At 69.7% G+C, this 24,420-nt stretch carries 15 protein-coding genes; 9 read left to right on the forward strand and 6 right to left on the reverse strand.

Annotated features, from left to right (window positions below; translation table 11 throughout):
- The first annotated feature begins 36 nt into the window (after positions 1 to 36).
- Both ACZ59A_RS12080 and ACZ59A_RS12085 read left to right on the forward strand, forming a co-directional pair.
- Positions 37 to 1,260 (forward strand): MFS transporter, encoded by a 1,224-nt coding sequence (locus ACZ59A_RS12080; RefSeq protein ID WP_470956899.1) that lies wholly within the window; start codon positions 37 to 39, stop codon positions 1,258 to 1,260.
- Positions 1,261 to 1,312: 52 nt separating this feature from the next.
- Entirely contained in the window at positions 1,313 to 1,543 is a 231-nt protein-coding gene (locus tag ACZ59A_RS12085; RefSeq protein WP_468051962.1) for a hypothetical protein, read from the forward strand.
- 127 nt (positions 1,544 to 1,670) lie between these two features.
- On the opposite strand, the gene ACZ59A_RS12090 is transcribed toward ACZ59A_RS12085, so the two are convergent.
- The gene (locus ACZ59A_RS12090) at positions 1,671 to 3,983 is read right to left on the reverse strand and encodes an MFS transporter (RefSeq protein ID WP_470956902.1); all 2,313 of its coding nucleotides are present in this window, start codon (positions 3,981 to 3,983) and stop codon (positions 1,671 to 1,673) included.
- 86 nt (positions 3,984 to 4,069) lie between these two features.
- Between ACZ59A_RS12090 and ACZ59A_RS12095 the strand changes: the two genes are divergently transcribed.
- The 4 genes from ACZ59A_RS12095 to ACZ59A_RS12110 all read left to right on the forward strand — a co-directional run bounded on the left by ACZ59A_RS12095 (position 4,070) and on the right by ACZ59A_RS12110 (position 10,685).
- Positions 4,070 to 4,600, forward strand: coding sequence for a MarR family winged helix-turn-helix transcriptional regulator (locus ACZ59A_RS12095; protein WP_470956905.1), 531 nt, complete (start codon positions 4,070 to 4,072; stop codon positions 4,598 to 4,600).
- 47 nt (positions 4,601 to 4,647) lie between these two features.
- Entirely contained in the window at positions 4,648 to 5,028 is a 381-nt protein-coding gene (locus ACZ59A_RS12100; RefSeq protein ID WP_470956908.1) for a DUF427 domain-containing protein, read from the forward strand.
- Positions 5,029 to 5,099: 71 nt separating this feature from the next.
- Positions 5,100 to 5,561, forward strand: coding sequence for a hypothetical protein (locus ACZ59A_RS12105; RefSeq protein WP_470956911.1), 462 nt, complete (start codon positions 5,100 to 5,102; stop codon positions 5,559 to 5,561).
- A 189-nt stretch (positions 5,562 to 5,750) separates the two neighbouring features.
- A complete protein-coding gene (locus ACZ59A_RS12110; RefSeq protein ID WP_470956914.1) occupies positions 5,751 to 10,685 on the forward strand; it encodes a DUF3320 domain-containing protein in 4,935 nt (1,644 codons plus the stop codon).
- A gap of 48 nt (positions 10,686 to 10,733) precedes the next feature.
- Here ACZ59A_RS12110 and ACZ59A_RS12115 read toward each other — a convergent pair whose 3' ends face one another.
- Positions 10,734 to 12,623, reverse strand: a complete 1,890-nt coding sequence (locus tag ACZ59A_RS12115; protein ID WP_470956917.1) for a DNA/RNA helicase domain-containing protein — start codon at positions 12,621 to 12,623, stop codon at positions 10,734 to 10,736.
- A 116-nt stretch (positions 12,624 to 12,739) separates the two neighbouring features.
- The gene (locus ACZ59A_RS12120) at positions 12,740 to 14,641 is read right to left on the reverse strand and encodes a DNA/RNA helicase domain-containing protein (protein WP_470956920.1); all 1,902 of its coding nucleotides are present in this window, start codon (positions 14,639 to 14,641) and stop codon (positions 12,740 to 12,742) included.
- 112 nt (positions 14,642 to 14,753) lie between these two features.
- Here ACZ59A_RS12120 and ACZ59A_RS12125 point away from each other — a divergent pair, with 112 nt between their 5' ends.
- Positions 14,754 to 14,942 (forward strand): hypothetical protein, encoded by a 189-nt coding sequence (locus tag ACZ59A_RS12125; RefSeq protein WP_470956922.1) that lies wholly within the window; start codon positions 14,754 to 14,756, stop codon positions 14,940 to 14,942.
- A gap of 32 nt (positions 14,943 to 14,974) precedes the next feature.
- On the opposite strand, the gene ACZ59A_RS12130 is transcribed toward ACZ59A_RS12125, so the two are convergent.
- A complete protein-coding gene (locus tag ACZ59A_RS12130; protein ID WP_470956925.1) occupies positions 14,975 to 17,116 on the reverse strand; it encodes a DEAD/DEAH box helicase in 2,142 nt (713 codons plus the stop codon).
- The gene (brxD, locus tag ACZ59A_RS12135; protein ID WP_470956927.1) at positions 17,113 to 18,450 is read right to left on the reverse strand and encodes a BREX system ATP-binding protein BrxD; all 1,338 of its coding nucleotides are present in this window, start codon (positions 18,448 to 18,450) and stop codon (positions 17,113 to 17,115) included. Before brxD ends, ACZ59A_RS12130 begins: the two co-directional genes overlap by 4 nt.
- Positions 18,451 to 18,614: 164 nt before the next feature.
- Between brxD and ACZ59A_RS12140 the strand changes: the two genes are divergently transcribed.
- Positions 18,615 to 20,381 carry a GmrSD restriction endonuclease domain-containing protein gene (locus tag ACZ59A_RS12140; RefSeq protein WP_470956928.1) on the forward strand — a complete coding sequence of 589 codons (1,767 nt, stop codon included), beginning with the start codon at positions 18,615 to 18,617 and terminating at the stop codon, positions 20,379 to 20,381.
- A gap of 8 nt (positions 20,382 to 20,389) precedes the next feature.
- Positions 20,390 to 21,424, forward strand: a complete 1,035-nt coding sequence (locus ACZ59A_RS12145) for a CBS domain-containing protein (RefSeq protein WP_470956930.1) — start codon at positions 20,390 to 20,392, stop codon at positions 21,422 to 21,424.
- Between the two features lie 59 nt (positions 21,425 to 21,483).
- Here ACZ59A_RS12145 and pglZ read toward each other — a convergent pair whose 3' ends face one another.
- Positions 21,484 to 24,417 carry a BREX-2 system phosphatase PglZ gene (gene pglZ / locus ACZ59A_RS12150; RefSeq protein ID WP_470956932.1) on the reverse strand — a complete coding sequence of 978 codons (2,934 nt, stop codon included), beginning with the start codon at positions 24,415 to 24,417 and terminating at the stop codon, positions 21,484 to 21,486.
- Positions 24,418 to 24,420 lie beyond the last annotated feature (3 nt).

Raw genomic sequence — 24,420 nt, forward strand, 5'->3', positions numbered from 1 at the left:
GTTGTTCCCGGCCGAACCCAGCGGTTCATTTGAGTCATGTCGAATTCCACGCCCCCTACCACGGAACTCACCGCTCCGGCAGGCGCATCCGGGTCAGCCGCGCCCGACCCCGCGCACTCGCCGCTCAGAGCCTGGCTCGCCGTCGTCGCCGTGGCGTTCGGCACCTTCTCCGTCGTCACCACCGAGATGCTCCCGGTCGGCCTGCTCACCTCCATCGGCTCCGCACTGCGGGTGTCGCCCGGTACGGCGGGCCTGACCATGACCGTGCCCGGGCTGGTCGCCGCGGCCGCCGCGCCGCTCCTGACCGTCACCGTCGGCCGCCTCGACCGGCGGCTGGTGCTGTGCGCCCTGATGGGGCTCCTCGCGGCCGCCAACCTGGCCTCGGCCCTCGCCCCCGGCTTCGCCGTGCTGCTGCTGTCCCGGGTGCTGGTCGGGGTGTGCATCGGCGGGGTGTGGACCCTGGCCGCGGGGCTCGCCGTACGGCTGGTGCCGGAGAAGTCCGTAGGCCCCGCCACCTCGCTGATCTTCAGCGGGATCGCCGTCGCCTCCGTCCTGGGCGTACCGGTCGGGACGCTCATCGGCGACCTGCTCCACTGGCGCGCCGCGTTCGCCCTCATGGCCGCGCTGGCGCTGGCGATCGCCGTGGCCCTCGCCGTCACCCTGCCGCCGCTGCCCGCCACCGAGACCATCCGGCTGCGCGAGGTGCCGGGGCTGTTCCGCAACGCCCGGTTGCGGGTCGCGCTGATCACCACGCTGCTGCTGGTCACCGGCCACTTCGGCGCGTACACCTACGTCCGCCCGGTGCTGGAGGACGTCTCGGGCGTACGGCCGGGGCTGATCAGCACCCTGCTGCTGGCGTACGGCGTGGCGGGCATCGCCGGGAACTTCCTCGCGGGCGCCACCGCCCACCGCGACCCCCGCCGCACCCTCATGGTCATCTTCACCGCTCTGGCCACCGCGGTCCTGCTCGTACCCGTGGCGGGCGGCACCCTCGGCGGCGCGGTCGCGCTGCTGGTGCTGTGGGGGCTGGCGTACGGCGGGGTGTCGGTGACCTCGCAGACCTGGGTGCTGCACGCGGCGCCGGACACGCGGGAGGCCGCCTCGGCGCTGTTCGTCGGCGTCTTCAACATCGCGATATCGCTGGGCGCGCTGCTCGGCGGCCAGGCGGCGGACGGGATCGCGCTCGTGGGCGTGATGTGGTTCGGCGGAGCGCTCGCGGTCCTGGCCCTGGCGCATGTGGCGATCTTCGGAAGGCGGTAGCCGCGTGCCGTGAGACCCTGAAACCAGGGGGCTCGTCTTCGGGAGTGGTCCGATGGCAGTGAGCATGCACGTGGTCTGGAGCAAGACCGAGCCGGGGCGCGTCATCTACGAGACGCACTCGATCGAAACGATCACCGACGGCAAGGGCGTCCACGCGACGGTCGACAGCCACACCTACGAGATCTCCGTCAGCAGCCGCGCGGAGGCCGAGTCGATCGCGGACGCGGAGGGTTACGAGCTGTTCCGCAAGGGCGAGGCGTGGGAGAGCCTGCCCGAGGAATGAGCGGGACCAGCGCCGCCGGGGGCCGCTTTTCGCTGCGCGTATCGCCGCGCTGATCGCTGCGCGTATCGCTGCCGTGCGCCGCTCAGCCCAGCCCGGGCTGAGCGGCGTATCGCGTCTCAGCCGCGTCTCAGCCGTGACTCAGCAGGAAGTCGACGTCCCGGGCCTCCGGCGCGTCCCCGCCGACCGTGACCGGCCGGGTGGCCGGGGCGTAACCGCTGGCGACCACCGTGTAGTGCTCACCGGTCAGGCCCTCGAAACCGAAAGCCCCGTCCGCACCCGTGATGAACTGCCCGACGACATCGCCGGAGCCGTCCAGCAGCGCCACGCGGGCGTCCTCCAGCGGCCGTCCGCCCTGGTCACGTACGGTGCCCCGGACGCGAGCCGCGGCCCGCAGCGACACCTCGACCCGCACCGGCTCACCGGCGGTCAGCTCGACCTGGGTGGCGTGCGGACGGTGATCCTCGGCGCTGAGCGTCAGCGTGTACGTGCCGGAGCCCAGCTCCGGAAGCGCGAACTCACCCTTCTCGTCCGTCCTCGCCGAGCCCGCCACCTCGCCGTCCGCGCCGGTCGCGGTGGCCGTGGCCCCGGCCAGCGGCGCGCCGCCCTCGGCCCGTACGGACCCGGTCAGCCCGCCGCCTCCGGCCAGCCGGAGATCGCAGACGACCGGGACGTCCGACACCATCAGCGTGGCGGCCTGCGGCTGATGGCCGGGGGCCGAGCCGATGAGGACGACGCTCGCGCTGCCGGGCGCGGCCACGGTGTAGCCGCCGTCGCGCCCGCTGACCGTACGGCCGAGCTGGCGGCCGCCGGTGTCGATCAGGGTGACGGCGGCGTCGGCCAGCGGGGTGCCGTCGGGGCCGAGGACCCGGCCGTGGATGACGCTGCCGGTGAGTGCGGCCTTCTCGACGACGGCCTCGACCGGCTCGTCGACGGGCTCCTCCACTACGGTCGGCGTCGAGGCGGTCGCAGGCGCGGACGTGACACTTCCGACGGAAGCCCGCCGCTGCCCCGGCAGACAGAAGGCGATGAGCAGACCCACGACCGAGGCCGCGCACGCCACCATGAACGACATCTGGAAGCCGTCCTTGCTCGGCAGCGCGACCCCGCCGAAGTCCGTCGTCTGGTGGGCCAGGATCACCCCCACCACCGCGCTGGAGGTGGACATGCCGATGGACCGCATCAGGGTGTTCAGCCCGTTCGCCGCGCCCGTCTCCCGGGCCGGTACGGCGCTGACGATCAGGGTCGGCATGGCCGAGTACGCGATGCCGATGCCGATGCCGAGCGCGGTGGACAGCACCACGATCTGCCAGATGTGGTCGATCATCACCAGGCCCGCGCCGTACGTCGCACCGATCACGATGATGCCGCTGATCAGCGAGACCTTGGGGCCGCGGGAGGCGTTGATGCGCGCGGACAGCGGCGAGACCAGCATCATCGCGACGCCCATCGGGGCGAAGTACAGCCCCGCCATGACCATCGACTGGCCGAGTCCGTAGCCGGTGGCCTCCGGCAGCTGGAGCAGCTGCGGCAGGATCAGCGACATCGCGTAGAACGAGAAGCCGACCATGATCGAAGCGAGGTTGGTCAGCAGCACCTGGCGGCGCGCGGTGGTCCGCAGGTCGACCAGCGGTTCGGCGGTGCGCAGCTCGAAGAGGCCCCACAGGAGCAGGATCACCAGGGCCGCGCCGAACAGCCCGAGCGTCGTGCCGCTCGTCCAGCCCCAGTCGCCGCCCTTGGTGATGGGCAGCAGCAGACAGACGAGCCCGGCCGTCAGCCCGACCGTACCGATCAGGTCGAAGCGGCTGGGCGTACGTACGGAGGACTCCGGTACGACGGCGAGCACCAGCGCGATCGATATCGCGCCCAGCCCGGCGGCCCCGTAGAACAGCACGTGCCAGCTGGTGTGCTGCGCGACGAACGCGGCGGCGGGCAGGCCCAGCGCACCGCCGATGCCGAGCGACGAACTCATCAGGGCCATCGCCGAGCCCAGCCGCTGCGGCGGCAGCTCGTCCCGCATGATGCTGATGCCGAGCGGAATGGCGCCCATCGCCCCGCCCTGGATGGCCCGGCCGACCACCATCACGACCAGATCGGAGGTGACGGCGCAGGTCAGCGAGCCGATGACGAGCAGCGTCAGCGCGACCATCAGCATCCGGCGCTTGCCGAACATGTCCCCGAGCCGCCCCATGACGGGAGTCGAGACCGCCCCGGCGAGCAGGGTCGAGGTGACCACCCAGGACGCGTTCGAGCTGGTGGTGTGCAGCAGCTGCGGCAGCTCGCTCACGAGCGGGACGACCAGCGTCTGCATCACCGATACGGCGATGCCGCAGAACGCGAGCACCGCCACGAAACCGCCACCGACCTCGCGCTGCGAGAGCGACGTGCCGGGCGGCGCGGCGCTCAAGGGCTCCTCGACGCGGGCTGGGGCTGACTGGGCCATGCGGATGCGGCCTCCAAGCGGTACAACAGGGATGAGTGGGAGATGTGCATCCTACACATGATGTGTATCGTGCACACTTCTGTTTCATGGAGCGGGGGCAACGAGGAGGAAGCGTGCTGGAGCGGCTGGAACTGCTGGAACGCGAGCTGATGCTGGTAGCCAGGTGCCACGTCCTGACACCGAGGGACCGCAAGACATCTTCTGATGAACCCTGCGCGCCAGACCGCCTCGACCGCTCCGCCTACCTCCTCCTCTCCCGTCTGGACACGGAGGGCGCGATGTCGATCGGCCAGCTGGCCGACGCGTTCCAGCTCGACGTCTCGACCGTCAACCGCCAGACCGGCGCCCTGCTGCGCGGCGGCCTGGTCGAGCGCATCCCCGACCCCGACGGCGGCCTCGCCCGCAAACTCCGCGTCACCGCCCTGGGCGCCGACCGCCTCACCGCCGAACGCGACCGCCGCCGCACCAGCCTGGCCCGGCTGCTCGAAGACTGGACCGAGGAGGACCTGTCCCGCTTCGGCGAGGCCCTGACCCGCTTCAACCGCGAGGTCGAGACGCTGGACGGCCACCCCTGGCCCCGCGAGGAGACGGAATCCCCGACCGAGGCCAAGCGTTGACCTGAACAGAACCGCTCAGCCCGCCCGCTCCGAGGAGGACTCCCACCATGCCCACTCACCCCCACACCGGCTCCGGAACCGGCCACCGCGTGGAGGTGGCCCGCGGCACGCAGCACGTGAAGGTCACCATCGACGACCAGGTCGTAGCCGAGACGAACCGCCCCCTGCTGCTCCACGAGACCGGCCTGCCCGTGCGCTACTACCTCCCGCCGGAGGACGTGGACCTGACCCTCTTCGAGCCCACCGACACCCGCACCACCTGCCCCTTCAAGGGCGAGGCGGCGTACTGGACGTACATCGGCGCGGACAGCGGAGGCGAACTGCGCCCGGACGTGGTCTGGGCATACCCGCAGCCGATCGACGCGGTGGCCGAAATCAAGAACCACCTCTGCTTCTACGACACAACGGCCAAGCTCACCATCTCCTAGCCCCCAGGGCCAACGCCCCCATCACCCCATCAGTGGCCTTCCCCTGAACCCTCCGGGGGAACGGCTGACGCGTGCACCTCCACGCGTACTCCTGGCTGGGCGAGAAGGAGCTGTTCGACCACGAAAACCTCCGCCGCCTCCCCGACCGCCCCCTGCCCCCGGTCACGCCGGAGGACGAGGAGCACTACCGCGCCGCCCTCGACACCTTCCGCCGCTCCGAGCTGCCGCCCATGGAAACGGCGTACTGGCTCCTCAAAGCCCCCACCCTCATCCGCGCCACCTTCCACGAACCCAAGGACGCCGCCACCTGGCTGGGCCAACAGCTCACCGAACACGCCCCCGGCTTCCTCTCCCGAGACGAAGCCAACACCGCCCGCCTCTCCCGCCTGCTGGCCACCACCACAACCCGCCTCACCCAAGGCGCCGACGTCTCCTTGGGCTTCTACACAGGCCGCACGTCCTTCCTCTCCCTGGCCGTAGTCCAGTGCTCCCCGAACCCCTCGTCCCCGGACCTCCTCTGCCCTGCTCGGTGACATACCTCGCCCGAGCCCATGCGATCACCTGCGGGACCTGCTCTGTGCCGTGCTCAGGGCGTCCGATCGGCATCGGAGTCGCCGTTTCAGGTGTGTTGTGTGTACTGGGCTGGTAGATACGGTGTTTAGGGGGCTCTCGGTAGTGGATCGTCCCCATATGCGTTCTTGCTCCTGGGAGGTAACGCCCGTATGACACCCCGGCACGTGACCGGCGCCGCACGCCCCCGCATCAGCGATCCCGGTCTGGATCGGTTGAAGGCGGTCCTCGGTGGCTGGCGCGGTTCGCTGCTCGATATGGGCGGACGGAACAGACTTCTGAACTTCCGCCACACGAGGACCGCCACCCTGGAAATCACCTCGCCCGGCGCCGCGGCCGTGCTGAACGGCCTGGCGCGGGGCTGGGACTTCGCTCCTGTCGAGGAGCGAGAGGACGACGAAGGCGACGAGGAGACAACCCAGAAGACGCTGCCTCCCGAGGAACGCCACAAGGCGGTATTAGGCGGGCGACTCGTCACCCAGAAGACCCGACAAACAGCTCTGCACGGGGCGCTCCGCCTCCTTCGCGGCAAGTCGGCCCAGGTGTACAACGACTACGGTCTGTGGGTGCTGTGGCTGGGCGTGGGCATGCTCGACTGGCGGGAAGCGGGCGCCCAGGAAACCAGCTCGGCCCCGCTGCTGCTCGTTCCGGTGGAGTTGCGCCGCGATCGGCGAACCGGCCAGGCGCGACTCTACCCGGCGGAGGGCCAGGAGCCGGTCCACAATCCGGCCTTGGAAGTGAAGTGCGACCGGCTGGGCATCGACTGGTCACCGGTGACGGGAAACGACGTCGCCGACCTCGGCCCGGTACTCGCCGCCGCGCGTCACATCGCCTCCGGGCAGGACGGCTGGTCCGTCGACGAGCGGGTGGTGCTCGGCCTCTTCTCCTCGTACAAGGAGGCCATGTACCAGGACCTCCAGCAGAACGAGGACCGTATCCTGGCCCACCCTCTGGTACGCGCGGTCGCGCTCGGCCCCGACGCCGAACTGCCCGCCGACGCGATCTCCTTCGAGCCACCCGAGCTTGACCGTATCGACGAGGTCCAGCTTCCAGAGCGGACCCCGCTGGTCCTCAACGCCGACGCGTCCCAGCGCCAGTGCATCGCGGCGGCCCTCGACGGGCGTTCCTTCGTGATGAACGGTCCGCCCGGAACGGGCAAGAGCCAGACCATCACCAACATGATCGCCGCGCTCATGCACGCGGGCCGCAGCGTGCTCTTCGTCAGCGAGAAGGCGGCGGCCCTCGATGTCGTACGCAATCGGCTGCGCCGCGTGGGCCTCGGTGATTTCGCCCTGGCCCTGCACAGCGGCGACACCACCAAGAGGGCCGTGGCGACGGAACTCGCCCGGGTGCTCACCACCGAGGCACGGGTCTCCGGAGCAGCCGAGCACGAACTGGAGCGGGCCCGCCGGCTGCGTGAGGACCTCTCCAGCTACGCGGCGGCAATGAACCAGGTGCGGGAGCCGATGGAGCGCACGCTGCATGACGTCCTGGGCCGCTTGGTACTCCTCGAACAGGACGGCACGCCTCAGCTCACCCTCCGCGCGGACCACCGCAAGGCCGTCAGCGCCCTCGATGCCGGGGCTGTGGGGAACCTCCTGGTCGCCGCCGAAGCCATCAGCCGCGCCTGGCGACCGGCGGCTGAGGGGGAGGCGTTCGCCTGGCGAGGGTTGGTGGGGTCCTCCGCCCTGCCGACCGTGTCAGAGGCCGCCGAAGCGCTGTCCGCGCTGCGCGCCGTCGGTGAGCGCAGGCCCTTCGCGGCCACGATCGGCGAACCCCGTACGGTGCACGATCTCACGCGGGCCGTAGGGACACTCCGTGCCGGACTGCCGGAGCGGAGCCCCGTGTCGGGGGCCGCTCTCCCCGAGGACATCTCGGGCACCCTCGCCCAGCTCGCGGACCACCTCGGCGCCCGCAAACCGGATACGGCAGAGGACGCGTTCGCGCTGTTCGCGCTGACCGATCTTGCCTCTGAGGCCCATCGGCCGCTGAGCGGTTGGTTCGGTCCGGACACCCTGCGCGACGCTCACGCGGCCGCGGAGGAGCTGCGCCGAGCATTCGTGATTCTTGCGGAAGCGCGCGGCGCGGCCGGTGACGTCTTCGGCGAGCAGGTCCTCACCGCAACGGAACTTCCCGAACTCGTACGCCGCTTCTCGGAGGAGCACCGAGGTCTCACAGCCCGCTTTTCCGCCCAGTACAAGGCCGACCGGGCGGCCGTCACCGCGCTCACCCGGGACGGCACCTGGCACAAGAAGCTCATCGGCCGGCTCGACCAAGCCCTGGCATGGCAGCGGGCGGATGCGGAGGCCGCTCGCCTCGCCAGCCTGCACGGCGACCTCCTGGGACGGTATACGCCCCGGACCGAGGCGGACCTGGCGCCACTCGACAAGGCACTGGCGACGGCCGACCGCATAGCCCGGCTCTCGGGCGGCATCGAGCGCACGAGCGTGCTCGTCTCCTACCTCGCCGACGGCGATTCGGTCCCGGACCCGCTGCCACGGCTGCTGGCCCGCAGCGGACGGGACGCCCTGGGAGACTGGTGCGACGCCGCCGCGCAGCGTGCCGACCGCTGGTCCAGCGCGGCGACGGCACTGCTCGGACTCTTCGACGACACGCGGCGATCACAGCTTTCCCCCGCGCTGCTGGGCACCCTCGATCAGGCTCAGCGGATCGTGGACGCTCTCCTGGCGGACCCGCAGGGGCCCGAGGAGTGGCGGGCGTACCACGACGGGCTGACCGTGCTGGCCGGCCACCGGATCGACGAACTCGTCTCCCGTGCGGCGGAGCGCGCCATCCCGGCGGAGCGGCTGTCCGCCGTCGTGGAGTACGCGGTGCTCAGGGCGTGGGCGGACGAGCTTCTCGACACCGATGAGAGGCTTCGTACGACCCGCTCCGCGGATCTGGACGCACGGGTGGCGGACTTCCAGGAGGCCGATCGCCGCCTGGTCGAGGCCGCGGGCGGCGCAGTGGTCGAGGCGTGTAACCGGCGCAGGCCCCGCAGCTTCAGCAGTGGCTCGGGCAAGGTGATCATTCGGCAGGCGGAGCTGCAGCGACGCCACATGCCCGTACGCGAACTGCTCGGCCGTACGAGGGAGGTGGTGCAGAAGATCAAGCCGTGCTTCATGATGAGTCCTCTGACAGTCAGCCAGTTTCTCCCTGCCGACTACCACTTCGATGTCGTGATCTTCGACGAGGCGTCGCAGGTGCGTCCCGCCGACGCCATCAACTGCATCTACCGGGGTGACTCCCTCGTCGTCGCCGGCGATGAGAAGCAGCTTCCGCCGACGTCCTTCTTCGACTCGGCCGTCGAGGACGACAGCGACGAGTACGACGAGGACGTGCCGGACTCCTTCCAGTCCTTGCTCGACGCCTGCAAGGCCGGTGCCTTGAACGTGCTGTCCTTGCGATGGCACTACCGCAGCCGTCACGAGGACCTGATCACCTTCAGCAACCGGGAGTTCTACAACAACTCCATGGTCACCTTCCCCGGCGCACTGGACCACGGAAACGACGTGGGCGTCCGTTTCTTCCCCGTGGACGGTACGTACGACAGGGGCGGACGGCGGGACAATCAGCTCGAGGCCGAGGCCGTCGCCCAGCGCGTCATCCACCATTTCGACACCCGCCCCGGTCACACCCTGGGCGTCGTAGCCCTGTCCCAGGCCCAGGCATCGGCCATCGACCTGGCGGTCCAGCAAGCCCGCCTGATGCGCCCCGACCTCGACCACCGCTTCACCGAAGACCGGCTCGACGGCTTCTTCATCAAGAACCTCGAATCGGTCCAGGGCGATGAGCGAGACGTCATGATCATGTCCGTCGGGTACGGCCCCGACGAGAACGGCAAACTCGGTCTCAACTTCGGCCCCATCAACAAGGACGGCGGCTGGCGCCGGCTCAACGTGGCCGTCACCCGTGCCCGCTACCGCATGGAGGTCGTCGCCTCCTTCCGCGGCGGCAGCCTCGGCGAAAGCCCGAACAAGAGCGTCCAGCACCTCAAGCGCTACCTCCAGTACGCCGAGGACGGACCCGGCGTCCTCGCGCAGGACCTCCTGCAGTCGGCCGACGCCGAGCCTGAGAGCCCCTTCGAGGAATCGGTGCTCCAGGTGCTGCGCGACTGGGGATACGACGTCCAGCCACAGGTCGGCGTCGCCGGTTTCCGTATCGACATGGGCCTGCGTCACCCCGACGCACCCGGCACGTATGCCCTGGGCATCGAGTGCGACGGGGCGATGTACCACTCCTCCAAGACGGCCCGCGACCGTGACCGGCTGCGTGAAGAAGTCCTGCGGGGCCTGGGCTGGAAACTCCACCGCATCTGGGGCACGGACTGGTACCGGGCGCGGGCCGCCGCCGAGGAGCGGCTCAAGGAGGCGGTCGCGCGGGCCCTCGCGATGGATCCGCTGACGGCACCGGCTCCCGAGCCGCCGCTCCCCGCGCCGGACCGCGCTGCGATCCCGGCTCAGCCGACGACGAGCCCGGACGCCGGGCCCACCGCCGAGGACCATGAGCGAGTCCCCGTCGACACGGAGCCCGACCGCCCCTGGAGCGCCCCGTACGCCGTGTACGAGGCACACGTGACGTCGACGGCCGAACTCCACACCCCCGAAGCCCAGCCCGCGCTGCGCCGGATCCTGACCCGGGTCATCGAAGCCGAGGGTCCCATCCACGAGGAGCTGCTGGTTCAGCGTGCCCGTGAGGCATGGGGTGTGGCGAGGGCGGGCTCCAGGATCCGCGAGAACATCCGGCAGGTGGTGCGTGGCCTCCGACGCACAGGAGCGGTCAACGCGGACGGTGACTTCCTCGACACGGCGGACAGGCAGGACCTCAAGGCCCGCCACCCGGCGGACGGCGCCCCCGCACGCCAGGCTGCCCACATCGCCCCGGCCGAGCGCCGGCTCGCACTCCGGGAGCTGGCCGCCGAATGCCCGGGCATGTCGCGCGAGGAACTGCTCCGCCAGGCATGCGATTTCTTCGGCTGGCGGCGGCTTGGCCAGGACATTCGAGCAGCCCTGGAGTCGGATGTCGCCGAGCTGTACGCACAGGGTGTGTTCATGGGAGCGGAGGGCCGCATCACGGTGACGCGATGAGCCCGGTCGCCCAGCACGGCGGATCCCGCAGGCCGCATCAGGGCACCGTCAGCCCACCGGCTCCGGGGTCCGGGCCTCGGCCTGGACGAGTTCGCGCAGCTTGGCACGCGTCTCGGCGTCCGTGGAGTAGATCACGGTGCCTTTCATGCCCCGGGTCAGCAGCACCTTGTACGTGTTGCGGATCAGCCGGTCCACATCCTCATACGGGGTGGATTTCTTGAACACCGGGTCCTTCGAGGCCGAACGGTCGGCCACCCATCGGTCATCGCGCCACACCAGGTCCGGCCCCATGATGACGCCACTCCAGTCGTACTCGAACCCCTGTGCCGTATAGACACAGCCGACCTGACCGAAGCCGGCCGGGTCGGTTGCCCACAGCGCGGCCGGGGGCGCACCCGCCACCGCCCGGTCACCGTAGACGTTCCACGGCCTGGCCCAGCCGCCGATGACGACATCCTCCGGGAGCGACTGACCCGGCGCGATCTTGGTGGTCCACTTCCAGCAGTACCCTGCGGACATGCGGGCGCCGTACCCCTGAGCGCGTCGGCTCTCCAGGAACGCCTCCATCTGCTCTGGAGTGTCCGCCACCATGAGTTCCATTTTGGAGTCGGGCTCCCAGTCGACCGGGCTCTCGTCCTCCAGGCCGAGCAGCCGCACCACCCAGTCCAGGTAGGCGTCACTGCCACCGCAACGGAACTGGCCGTCGAGGGGCACTGTAGTGACGGGCAGCCCCTTGGCAGCCGCCGCGTCTTCGATCTCGCCCAGGGAGCCCATCTCGCCGGGTCGTACGACCTGGTGCTCGTCCAGGAGGAAGACCGGCACCCGGGCCGCGTCGATGAGTTCCTCCACCTGGCGCTTGCCGGTGCGATCAGCGGCCCGCGTGTAGCGGTTGGCTGAAGTCTGGCGCATCCGGTGTGCCTCGTCGCAGATCAGCACGTCGAGACCGTTGCGCTCGGCGGTCATGAAACTGTTGAAGTACTTGAAGAGATCCTGGACTTCCCGCTTACGGGACCCCGCGACCTTCCGCATGGTCTTGGTGAAGGAAGCCGAACCCGTGGCGTGCAACGCGGACCGCCCCTGGCGGTACAGCTCGCCGAGAAGGGACAGCGCGATCACGCTCTTCCCGCTCCCTGGGCCACCGGTGACGACGATGACTTCCTTGTTGTCGGCCTGCCGCGAGTTCCTAACGGCTTTGAGCACGAGTTCGTACGCGATCTGCTGCTCAGCGAGCAAGCGGAACTGTTCCCGGTCTCGGACCTCCTGAGCGGCGACATCGATGAGCTGAGTGGACGGCTTGATCTTTCCTGCTTGGAGGGCATCGGCAGCAAGGGCGCCGGCCTCCGGTGCGAGGTGCTCCTGGAGGAACTCGATGAACTTGCCCCGCTTGTCCCCGGTGAAGAAGCGACCGCGCGGACTCTGCCCGGCGACATCCAGCGCTCCGACTCCGAACTCAGTGGCGTTGTGGAGGTAGGCCGCACCGACGACCTGGTGTTCCCGCCCGTCCAGCGCCCCGTTGAACCGGGCCAGGTAGTCGCAGTACCCCCGGACCTGCTCGATGGGATTGAGCATCGGGCGGGAGCGCATTCCGTCGACGTGGCAGAGCCTCGGGGCTTCCTCGTCCGGATGCGCCTCGGTCCACTGCTTCAGTTCCACGACCACGTAGGAGGGTTCACGGGTCTTCGGGTGTACGCCGGCGAGTATGGCGTCGGCACGCTTGCTGGTGAGCGGCAGCGTGTACTCCAGCATCACCTCGACCTCGCCGAGACCAGCCTCCATCACGGCGTTCACCAGCGCGGGCAGAGAACGCTCCCACGATCGGCGCTCGCCGTAAGAGGGCTGATGTCCGTGGGCGTGAACGAATCGGTCCGCCAGATGGAAGTACAGCGCTCCCGACTGGATCTCGGCGGCGGCCGACGCGACGGATTCACGGATCAACAAGAAGAGCCCCCAGACAGCACACGATCGCTGGTGCGGGTGGGGGCGTGTCCTTCACATCCTGTACGGGGGGAAGCCCGTCAGAAGCGGAAGCCCGGCGGGCCGCAGAAAAGTCGGTATCAACTGTAGTTGCCTTCGACGGCGCTGTGGCCGGGGAGCACAGTTCGGAGGAACTTCTGGGTCTCGGGATCGGTGGAGTACAGACGCGTGCCTCGCGTGCCCCGAGTGGAGAGGACCCGGTAGGAGTTCAGCGCGTACCGCAGGTACTGCTGAGGGGTGAGGTGTTTCATGACCGGGTCTTCGCTCTCGCCAGGCTGGGCGCGCCACCCCTGGGCCGTCCAGACAAGGTCCTTTCCCAGAATGACCGCCCCGTAGTCGTACTCCATGCCTTGCGCGGTGTAGACGCACCCGACCTGGTGCTGTCCGCCCTCGTCCGTGGCCCAGAAGGCGCGTCCCGGGACCCCGTCTCCGGCGACGATCATGTCGGCCCGTGAGTTCCAGGGCCGCTCCCACAGGTGCTCCCCGGAAGCGTCCTTCCAGCGAATGGAAACGTCCGGCAACAGAGGTGGGACATCGGGGGAATTCCAGCGCCAGCAGTAGCCGGCGGTGATGCGCGCGCTCAGGCCGTCGCGGATGTGACCGGTGATCCACTCCTCAAGCTGTGCGGGATTCTCCGCGAGGGCCAGGTCGTAATCGTCGCCACTCCAGCGCCGCGGGCGTGCTTCCGGAGACAGCAGGGCGTCCACCCAGTCCAGATAGGGGCGAGAGCCGCTGCATCGGAACTGGGCGGGTAGATCGACGTGGGCAAAGCTGCAGCTCTCCTGCTCGGCCATGCGCCGCAGCTCATCCACGGTGGTGCCTTCGCCCGGGCGGACGATCTGGCTTTCGTCGAGGAAGAGGACAAGGACGGCACACTCAGCTATCAGGTCGGTCAGCAGCTTGGGGAATTCTTTGGTGCGCAAGCCTTGGCCCGTGCGGGCACGGTGGGCCTCATCCAGCAGCACAACGCTCGAATCTTTGTTGAGCTCGCGGGGCAGGCGGGTGGTGAATGTGGCGATGAGCCCCCGCGCCGTTTCTCCGACGGCGCGACCGAGCTGCTGAGACAGGGTCCCCGTAGGGGAGAGAAGACGCGGGTTGGCGCCGGGGTCCCGACAGAGGTCACCAAAAATCCGGGTCGCGATGGCGGTTTTCCCGGTCCCAGGTCCTCCGGTGACGACGACGATGTGCCCACGGCGTCCCTGCCGTGCGGCTTTGATGGCGCTGTCGATGCGCTGACGCGCCTCGTCCTGCTCTCCGATGAGGCGAAACGTTTCGTGGCCGCTGATGACGTCGGCGACCCTGGCCAGCAGCTTCGGAGACGGGCGGTGTCGCGTCTCCAGGAATTCGGTGACACGTTCCGGGGCCGCTGGCTGCAGGCCCGGGCAGTGGAGGCGTTCGGCCAGCAGATGCGGCGGAGTGTCAGCGGTCACGTCGTCGGGGCCGAGTATGGAGTACGCGGCGCTGGGGCCCGACTCCTGAAGCCCCCGCAAGCCGTCGATCAGGTCCGGAGGAGCCGCATGGAGATAAGCGAGGCCTTCGACGTCGAGGTGCAGCTCGGGAGGAACCCACTCGTTGAGGTAGTTGACGTAGCCACCGACCTGACGCGCCGGGTGGAGCACTTCCCTCTTTCCTACGTGGAGCATCCCCGACCCCGCGTCGTGGGGCGCGGCATATTTCCACTGCTTGAGTTCGACGGCCACAGCGACCAGGGACTCTGCCCCGGGACGATGGCCAAGAAGGAGCGCGTCGATGCGCTGGCTGGTGCCCGGCAGCTCGTACTCCAGCAAGAGGTGCAGCTCGCTCAGCTTCGCTGCGAGCAGGACCTCCAGCAAGGGCGGCCAGCTGTTCACCCAACTCTCTACTTCTTCTTCGCCGGGGGAGCGTCCGTGGATGGTGCGGTAGCGATGGGTGCACTCTCTGATGAACTCGGGATCGGTGACCTTCACCGCAGCCTCAGCTACCGTTCCTCCGAAAATATGCATGGCCACGATCTAATCAGTGGTGCCCGCAGTCAGCCGCGTCGCCCCTTGGGCACGCGGCGGTGGCTGATTTCGCCCTCTACCTGTCCACACCCGGCCAGGTCACGCTGGTCAGATGCGGCACCACGTGCAGTTCGACAGGCTCGCCATCTACATCGACCAGGACTGGGTGGTACGGCGGAGTGCGGACGACACGTTCGTCGGCGGTCTCCATCGGCACCCTGAGCACTTCATCAATGAAGAGCACGTCCGTTACCACCGAGGCTTGTGCGGCCGGAACCCGGTGGACACGGAAGCAGAGTGACCCGGCCAGGTGCCCCAAGCGGCATCGCGGCGTTATCCAACCCGGGTCAGGAACCTGACGGCCTCGCGTAGCGCCGCTGCCGCTCCGTCCAGGTCGGCCAGGCGGGAGGCGAGCGTCGCCTCTGCCAGCCGCTGTGGAAGAGCCGCGCTGAACTTCAAGCCGGTCAGGGCGCGCGGGTCCACTGCGGGCAGGCACAGGTGCTCGGCGCCCTCCGCAGCGGCCTTCTTCCATTCCAGTGGGGTGATGTCCTCGCGCAGCCGGACGTACGCGTCCGTGGGGCGCTGGAGGGGGTCGGCGACAGAGGTTAGCGTGGCGGCGAGGGTGGCGTTGGCGCGGTATCCCGCCCACGTCCACCAGCGGACGTTCGTGTCCCGCCCGCCCCGCATGATCACGGTGCCGCCGGAGTGCACCAGGTTGGTGCTCGCTTCGCGGGCCTGGGTGAGCGCGCGCTCGGCGCGCCGGGTGAGTGCGACCGGAGGTGTCGCGCCAAGCAGCACTTCGCGTGCCGCCCGCGACAGCTCGTACGAAGCGGCGCGGGCGAAGCCGACGCTGCCCCAGCGGGCCCTTCCACCGCTGTCCACCGGCTCGACGAAACAGCGGCGCCGCGACCAGTCGATGTAGGTCACCTGCCAGCTGCGTCCGGCGAGCAACAGTCGGCGCGGCCCGACGATCTCGTCGGTGAGCAGCGCGGGGTCCGTGGTGCCGATCACGGTACGGCCGGACAGCACGGTGAACTCCGGCGCGGCGGTGAACACCGCAGTGAGGTCCATGAAGTGCCGGAAGCCGAAGCGCTGTTCGGCTTCGGGACCGATGAACATCAGCCCATCGTCCCGGTCGAGATATCCCTCGTCGACCAGGTGGCGCACGATGGGCTCGGCCGAAGCGCCGAACGGGCCGAGTCCGCCCCACCAATCCCGCCACAGCCGGTCACCGACCCGGTGCTCCTGAAGGCACAGGGCGAGGATCTGCTGGGCCGCGATGTGCCGGGGTTCCGGCGGAGCGACGACCGGTTCCACCCAGCCGCGGGACCAGAGCAGGAGAAGGGCGGCCGCCGAGAGCAGACCAGGCTCGTCCACCGCCAGGAAGAGGCAATTACGCAGCGAGCCCGGTCGCCGTCCCGTGCGGCCGAGGCGTTGCAGGAACGAGGCGACCGTGCCGGGAGCGTCGATCTGGATGACCCGGTCCAGGTCACCGACGTCGATGCCGAGTTCCAGCGTGCTCGTGGAGACGATCACGCAGTCACGGGCCTCCGCGAAGGCTTCCTCCGCGCGGCGTCGCTCGTCAGCGGACAGCGAGGCGTGCGACAGGAAGGTGGTGACGCCTTTCGCCCGCAGCGCTTCGCCGAGCTTCTCCACATCCCGGCGCGCCTCGCAGAACACCAGACGCTTCTCGCCCCGGTGCAGCGCCGCGATCACGGTCGCCGCGTTGGCCAGGGAACCCACATAGTCGAGTTCGACCTCCCCGGGCGGCGGAAGCGCCGGAGCCTTCTCCCGCAGGTGGGGAGCGACGACCCGCGCCGTGCGCTTGCCCGCACCGGATCCCTGGAGCCAGGTCAGCAGCTCCTGCGGATTGCCCACCGTCGCGGAGAGGCCGACACGCTGGACCGGCCGGTTTGCCACCCGCTCCAGACGCTCCAGTACGGCCAGCAGATGCCAGCCCCGGTCGTCCCCCGCGAAGGCATGCACCTCGTCGACGACGATCGTGCGCAGCCCCGAGAAGAAGGCCCGGTGATCGACGTTGGCACTGACCAGCATCGCTTCCAGCGACTCCGGAGTGGTCAGCAGCACGTCCGGCCGGTCGTGCAAGATGCGCTTACGACGGGTCTGGGGTACGTCACCGTGCCAGAGGGCGGAGGTGCGCCCCAGCCACGAGGTGTACGTCTCCAGCCGGGGCAGCAGGTTGTTCAGCAGCGCCTTCAGCGGACAGACGTAGAGCACCGAGGTGCCGGTCCAACCTCCCTCCGCCATCCGCGACAACAGAGGGAAGCATGCCGCCTCGGTCTTGCCTCCGGCGGTGGGCGCCAGCAGCACCGCGTCCGCCCCGTCCATCAGCGGCGCGATCGCCTCTTCCTGGAGCGGCCGCAGGCCCGGCCAGCCCAGAGAATTCACGATGTGGTGCACCAGACCTCGGTGCAGTCGGTCCAGCGGGTCGGGGCCCGCGGGCGCCTCCGTCACGGGAGGTCCAGCGCGATGTCATCGGCGCTCGTGGTTGCCGCGGCGTTGCGTTCGACCTCGCTCAGCTCCGTCGCGTTCACGGTCAGGGCGTAATGCTCGCGCGGGTCGAAGTCCTCGAACTGATCGATGCGGTCGAGGACATCGCCGACGAGCTTCTTCAGGAACACCCGGGGTGCCACACCCACCTTGCCGCCCAGCGCCCCGCCCACGGCCTTGGCGAGGTCGGCGATATAGACCTCGTCCGCGAGGGCCTTGACGCGCTCCGGGTTCGATGAACCACTCGCGTACAGATCACGAATCGTCAGCCCCAGACCGATGAGCGAGTCGAGCGTGAAGCCGGACAGCCGGAGCTGCACCGCGCGGGGGTTGTCGAAGCGGGGGTCCGTGCTGAAGTCGGTGGCCAACCGCTGTGCGAGCGGCGCCAGTCGCTGCACGCCCTGCTGTCCGTCGTAGAACGCCGGTGTTCCGGTGATCATCAGGTACAGCCCCGGGAAGCGCCCGGAGTGCACCTCGTCGATCAGCTGGCGCAGCGCGTTGAGCGCCTTGTCGCGCGCGTCGGAGCGGACCCGCTGGAGCGTCTCCACCTCGTCCAGGACGACGAACAGCCCGGCATGCCCCGAGTCGCGCAGCACCGTCAACAGCCCCTGCAGGAAGCCGAGGGCGCCGAAGTGGTCCAGATCGCCGCGCACCCCGGCCGCCTTGCGGGCAGCGGCGGCCACGTGCGGCTGTCCGCCCAGCCAGGCCATAACCGCTGACGCGGTGGCCTCGTCGCCCGCCGCGAGCGCGTTCCGGTATCCGCGCAGCGCGATGGCGAACGACGGAGCGTGCCGGGAGACCTCGACGAGCCGGGCCGTCATCAGCCGTTCGACCTCGTCGGGCAGCTCCTCCTCCGAGACTCCGTCGGCGAGCGCGTCCTCCTCCAGGGCGTAGGACCAGGCGTCCACCACGGGCCGCAGGGCGCTTGGGGGAAATCCAGGTGTGGTCAGCCGCTCGGTGAGACGGCGGTAGACGGTCTCCAGCTTGTGCAGGGGCGTCTCGTTCTCGGAGACCTGGATCTCGGCGACGGCGAACTTACGGCGCTTGGCACGCTCGCCGAGCCACCGCGTGAAAAACGTCTTGCCGGATCCGTACTCGCCACGGACGGCCTTGAAGACGGAAGCGCCCGACGCGGCAGCGTCGAGTTCCGCGTCGAGCGCGCTCTCGAACCGTTGCAGACCTGTCGCGAGGAGATCGAGCCCGCTTTCGGGGACGGCACCACGCCGAAGCGCGTCGATGACGTCACGGCGCCGGGCCGCGCTGACGGGTCCGGTTCGGGCAGGGCTGTCTGTACTCACCCCATCAGTCTCGCACTGCGGTGGGCGGCCCTGGCGGCCCTGCCGTAGCACTTGACGCACGGTTGGTCACTTGGTGCAATCGTGAGTTCACCGCTCAGCCTCAAACGGGGAGAAGACCCAGCGTGGCGCTCGACGGCCTCAATCTAGGCGCTGTACTCAAGGACGTGGCTACAGGAGCCCTGCAGCTACCTGATTTCCAACGCGAGTGGAAATGGGATGACGAACGCATCAGGGCCCTCATCGCGACCGTGACGCTCGAATATCCGCTCGGTGTCGTGATGGCGCTGCAGACTGGTGGAACGGCCCAGTTCAAGCCCCGCACGCTGAGTGGTGCGGAGAGCGCCGAGGGGACGACGCCGGACTTACTGCTCCTGGACGGGCAGCAGCGCATGACCTCCTTGTACCAGTCCCTGTACCGGGATCAACCGGTTGAGACGGTCGACGCGCGGGGGAAGGACCTCAAGCGCTGGTACTACATCGACATCGCCAAGGCCATCGGAGCACCGGCGGACCGTGACGACGCGGTCGTCTCCGTGCCCGAGGACCGCATTCTCCGGAGTGACTTCGCCCGCAAGGTCGTCCTCGATCTGAGCACGGTCGAGAAGGAGTGCGCGACCGGTTTCTTCCCGCTCCACATCGTGTTCGACATGCAGCGCGTGACCCAGTGGCTGCAGGAGTTCGTGAAGGCCGACGGTGCGAACTGGGAGATCTGGAGCACGTTCCAGGAGCAGGTCCTCAACCATGTGACGCAGTTCCAGGTGCCGATGATCAAGCTCCCGGCCTCCACCACGATGGACGCCGTGTGTGCCGTCTTCGAGCGGGTGAACACCGGCGGAGTGTCACTCAACGTCTTCGAGCTGCTCACCGCCACCTACGCGGGCAACCAGGAGCATCTCGCGGAACGCGGCGACTACTACCGGCTCCCGGTCGAGTGGGAGCAGATCAAGAAGGACCTGACCTCCTCCTACCCGGTGTTCGGCCGCATGGAGGCCGGTGTTGAGGACGGTCTGAGCAGCAGCGACTTCCTCCAGGCCGTCGCGCTCGTCCGCACCTGGGAGGAGAAGGGGGCCGGGCAGCGCAGCGCGGTGTCCTGCAAGCGTCGCGACCTGCTGCAGCTGCCGCTCACGGACTTCCGGCGCCTGGCGCCCCGGGTGGCGGAGGCGTTCAAGTGGGTGGGGGCCTTCCTGGAGCAGCAGTGCATCGTCCGCACGGCGGACCTTCCGTACCGCACCCAGCTCGTGCCCCTGGCCGCCGTCCGCGCCATCCTCGGGGAGGAGCTGGACACGCCGGGCTCGGATGAGCGGATCGCCCAGTGGTACTGGTGCGGTGTGCTCGGCGAGATGTACGGCGGGTCGACCGAGAGCCGTTTCACGCGCGACGTCGAGCAGCTCATCGGCTGGATCCGTGGTGAGGAAGGGACCATCCCCGACACGATCGCCGAAGCCGCCTTCCTGGACGACCGGCTGGACAGCCTCACCACCCGCAACAGCGCCGCCTACAAGGGCATCTACGCCCTGCTGGTCAAGCAGGGTGCCGTGGACTGGTACTTCACCGACGCGCCTCTCACGGCGGGCCGGCTGATCGAGTACAACGTGGAGGTGCGGCAGATCTTCCCCAAGGGGTGGATCGCCAAGAACGGCTCGGCGCAATCGGGCAAGGCGAATTCCATCGTCAACAAGACGCCGTTGTCCGCCCGGGCGAGCCGCAGCCTCGTGGGATCTCCCGCCGTGTACCTCAAGTCGCTGACGCTGGAGTCCGGGATGCGCCCGGAGTGGTTCGACGACGTTCTCGCCACTCATCTCATCGATCCGGCCGCCCTGCACGAAGCCGACTTCGAGCGCTTCTACGAGAACCGTGCGCTGCAGCTGCTCGACCTGGTGAGGTCCGCCATGGGTAAGCGCACCGTCTTCCGTGACACGGCGAGCTGGTGAGCGCGGGGATGTCGCATACACCGTCCGAGGAGCAGCTCCGCGAACTCCGGGGCAAGCTGATCCCGGTCTCCGAGCTTCTCGCGCTCTTCGGTACGCGAGTGAGGAACGACCAGTCCGTCCTGTTCATCACGCAGACGCTGAAAGATGCCGGACTCTCGACCATCCCCTATTTCGCCCACTGCAGCCTCAGGGCCGATGTGCAGGTCGTCCCCGAGGAGTCGGTCGCGCCCCCGGAACCCGACGGCGGGGAGGACGAGGAGGCGGAGCGGGACGCACTGTCACGAGGGACGCTGCCGCAGCATTCCTTCAGAATCGGTGATCTCCCGGCTGCCCGTAACGGGGTCGACTCCGTTCCGTCCACCGCACAGGTCAAGACGGCCACCCATCTCATGCTCGTCAAGAACTACTCCCAGGTCCCGGTCATCGACGGCATGTCGACGCTGCGTGGTGTGGTCACGTGGAGTTCGGTGGCCAGGATGTACGAGAAGAACGATGACACCGCCCTCGCGAACGCGATGGTGGAAGATCCACCGACGGCCGATGTCCACGGAGACTTCTTCTCCTTGTTGCCGATGATCAGCGAGTACGGCTATCTGCTCGTCCGGGACATGAGCGGCCGTATCACCGGCATCGTGACGGCCGCCGACGTCACCGAGCGTTTCGAGGCGACGGCATGGCCCTTCTTCGTCATCGGTGAGATCGAGTTCCGGCTCCGCAAGTGCCTGGGCGCGGCGCTCGAACCGGACGCCATCCGCGCGGTGCAGCGGAAGAACAAGCAGACGGGCCAGATCACGGACCTGATGTTCAACGGCTACGTGAAACTTCTCGACGGCCACCAGGAGAACCCGGCGCTCTGCCAGAAGGCGGACCAGAACTGGCAAGCTCTTGGCTGGTCGCTCGCGGACCGCGTCCAGTTCGTGCGGCAGCTCGACCGGGTGCGGGAGATCCGCAACATGATCGCGCACTTCGACCCCGAGCCGCTGTCGCAGAAGCTCTGCCAGGAACTACGCCAGTTCCTCGGGCTGCTCCGCCTGTACACCTGACGGCCGCCGGGTGCCGGACCGGCTGTCCGGTCCGGCACGCAGCGGCCTGCCTCAATCCGTCACCGCAGCTCGAACTGGTCCCGCAGCAGGCCGGTGTGCAGCCGCACCGTCCTGCCGTCCGGCAGCGTCTCCAGGACCTGCACCCCGTCGTGGTTCAGCAGCTGCCGCAGTACGGCGGCGAAGCCGTCGGCCGCCCTGGAGGCGGGCAGGCCGACGCGCTGCGCCAGCGCCGTCACCGGAAGCGTGCCACCGGCGTCCAGCAGCGCCCGTACGGCCCTCTCCACCCGCGCCAGCTCCGGCGGGCGGGGCCTGCGGGCGAGCAGGTCCACCTGAGCCTCGAAGATCTCGGACGCCATCAGCCCCTCGACCAGCGCGTCATCCGGAGAGACCGGTGAGACCGGTGTCTTGGAGAGCAGGGCGTCATCCCCTTCCGAGGGGACCAGCGCCACGTCGAAGAGCGAGTCGTGGCTCTTGGCCAGATCGGCGTCCGCCTTCGCCCGCTTGGACGGCTTCCTCGCCGGGGCGGGCGCCGCGGCGGGCCGTACCGGCGTCGGCGCGTCGGCTGCCGTGTCGAGCGGCCACCACGGCGGCTGCTGGCTGCCCAGCTCACGCCAGCCGCTCGGTGGCTCGGCGCCGAAGGGGAGGAAGGCCAGGACGGGGATGGCGACTTCGGCTAGGGAAGCGCCGCCGTGGTAACCGGCCTTGTGCGAGGTGTAGCGGGAGTCCGCGTCCCAGAGGGCGACGATCTCGCCGCCGGGCTCCGGGGCGACCACGCGCGGTCCCGAGAGCGCGATCTCCGTCTCGGCGAGCGGGCTGTTGCCGGAGCGGTGGCGGGCCGACTCCACGCGCTCCGGATCGGTGCCGACCCGGTTCCCGCGCCGGTCGATGACATGGCCGTGGTCGCTGGTGAGGATCACGGCCCGGCCCTGGGTGGCGGCGAAGTGCAGCAGGTCCCGCAGCCGCCCTATGTCCCCGAGCCGCCAGGCGCCGTCGCCGAGCTTCTGCTCGGTGGCGAGCCGGTCGTCGACGGTGTTGAGCACCACGGCGACATGGGTACGGTCGCCCTCCAGTGCCTCGTGCAGTTCGGGCCCGAGGGGCGCACCGCTGGTGTCGCCGCGCAGGTCGTCCTTGTGGAAGACGGCGGCCTCCTCCTCGCCCCAGAAGCGGTGCTCCGGGAAGAGCCGCTTCTCGTCGGCCTGGGTGCCGTTCATGAGGCGGGCGGCGAACAGAGAGGTGCGCGACACGGCCGTGACGGTGGGCAGCGCGGCGGCCATCGCCCGGCGCACCGGGGTGCCCTTCGCCTTGGGCAGCGGGTCGTACTCCACCCAGTGCTCGCGCAGTTCCTCGCCGAGCTGGGCGGCGATGGCCGCGCTCATCCCGTCGAGGACCAGCAGCAGCACCCGGCGCTTCCCCGCCTTCACCACGGGGGCGACGACCTTGGGCAGGAAGGTCTCCACCGTCAGCATGTCCTCCGGGGGCCTGCCGCCCGCCGTCCAGGCCGCGAGGGACCGGGCGAAGTGGCGGTCGATGTCCCGGCGGCGGGCGCGTACGGAGGTGCCCAGGACGTCGTAGGCGGACTTCAGCGTCGCATCGGGGTCCCCGCCGGACTCGATGTGGTCGAGTGCGAGGTCCACCCAGCCGGTGTCGGTGACGTGCCGTCCGATTCCGGCCCGCACGCTTTCGCTCTCCGCCTCGCCACCGGTCGCCGGTTCGGTCGCGAGCCACCGGGTGAGCCGCTGCGCCATGCGGGCCCGCTCGATCCGCGGCCGGGCATCGGGTTCGGGCGCGAGCCGGTGGTGGTCGAGCGCCGCCACCGCCCGCGCGATCCGCGCCTGCTCTCCGGCCGACAGCGCTTCCCCGACGGCGGTGAAGCGGGCCTCCAGCCCCGCGGCCAGCACAGGGCTCGTACGGGTGGCCCGCTCCGCGCCGAACTGCCGCGCCAGCGAGGCCGCACGGTCGCGTACGGAGCCGGAGAGGCGCCGCGCTGTCGCCGCCGACTCCTCATGGGCCGACCGTCCCGTCAGCAGCAGCCCGGAGACGTACTCCTCGCAGGCGCGGCCGAAGGCCGCCACCAGGATGTCCAGGGCCTCGCCGTGGGCGGGCGGCTCCTCGCCGAACCAGCGTTCGGCCCGCCCCCGGGCCCGGTAGTTCTCCGCGTCCGCCGCCGCGTCGGCATGCACCCACAGCGCGGCGCAGACCAGGCCGAAGGCGACGGCGTCCGGTCCGTGCTCGGCCTCGGCCAGGGCGAGCAGCGCCCGTCCGGCCTGGCCCGCCTGGTCCGACGAGCCGAGGAACTCACGGATACCGGCCCGCTCGGGGGCGCGCAGCGCCAGGTAGCGGTCCGGGCCGCCGGACGCGAGCGACCACCGCAACAGCGTGTGGATGTCGAGTTCGTCGCCGTTCGCGGACAGGGTGTGCTGCTGATCGCGGTCCGGGTCGTACCGGCCGATGCCGAGCCTGCGGAGAGTGAGTTCGCCCAGCGCCTTGTCCCGGGACAGCACCCCGCCCGGAAGCCGCGGCCAGCCGCCCGGCGGGGTGGCGTCCAGCAGCGCCTCGGCCGCCCAGGTCTCATCCACCAGCCAGCGGTCGGCGCTGGCCGCGCCGAAGGATTCCCGGACGACGTCCCACGAGTCCACCACGTTGACGCGGTGCCGGTGCACCTTGGCCAGCAGGTCGGGGCCGAGTTCGGCCTCTTCCCGGTCGGTGAGCACCACCAGCACGTCGGGGCCGGGCGCCGCCGGCGCCTGGTGCGCCAGCACCAGTTCGTACGCGGCGAGCGGCGAGGGCGCGGTGGCCACCGACGCGTGCCGGTGCTCGCCCCACGCCAGTTCGGCCGGGCCGTCCCAGCGCGGCGCGGCGCGCAGCAGTACGGCCCGGCGCTTGCCCGGGGTCAGGCCGGGCTGGGACGCCAGGTACTGGGCGATGGTGGCGGAGTTGAGCCGTGCCGCACTGGTGGTGGGCCCCGCGCTCGTGTTCGTCGTCGTGGTCGTCACCGC

Source organism: Streptomyces sp. NPDC040405, from assembly GCF_055595765.1.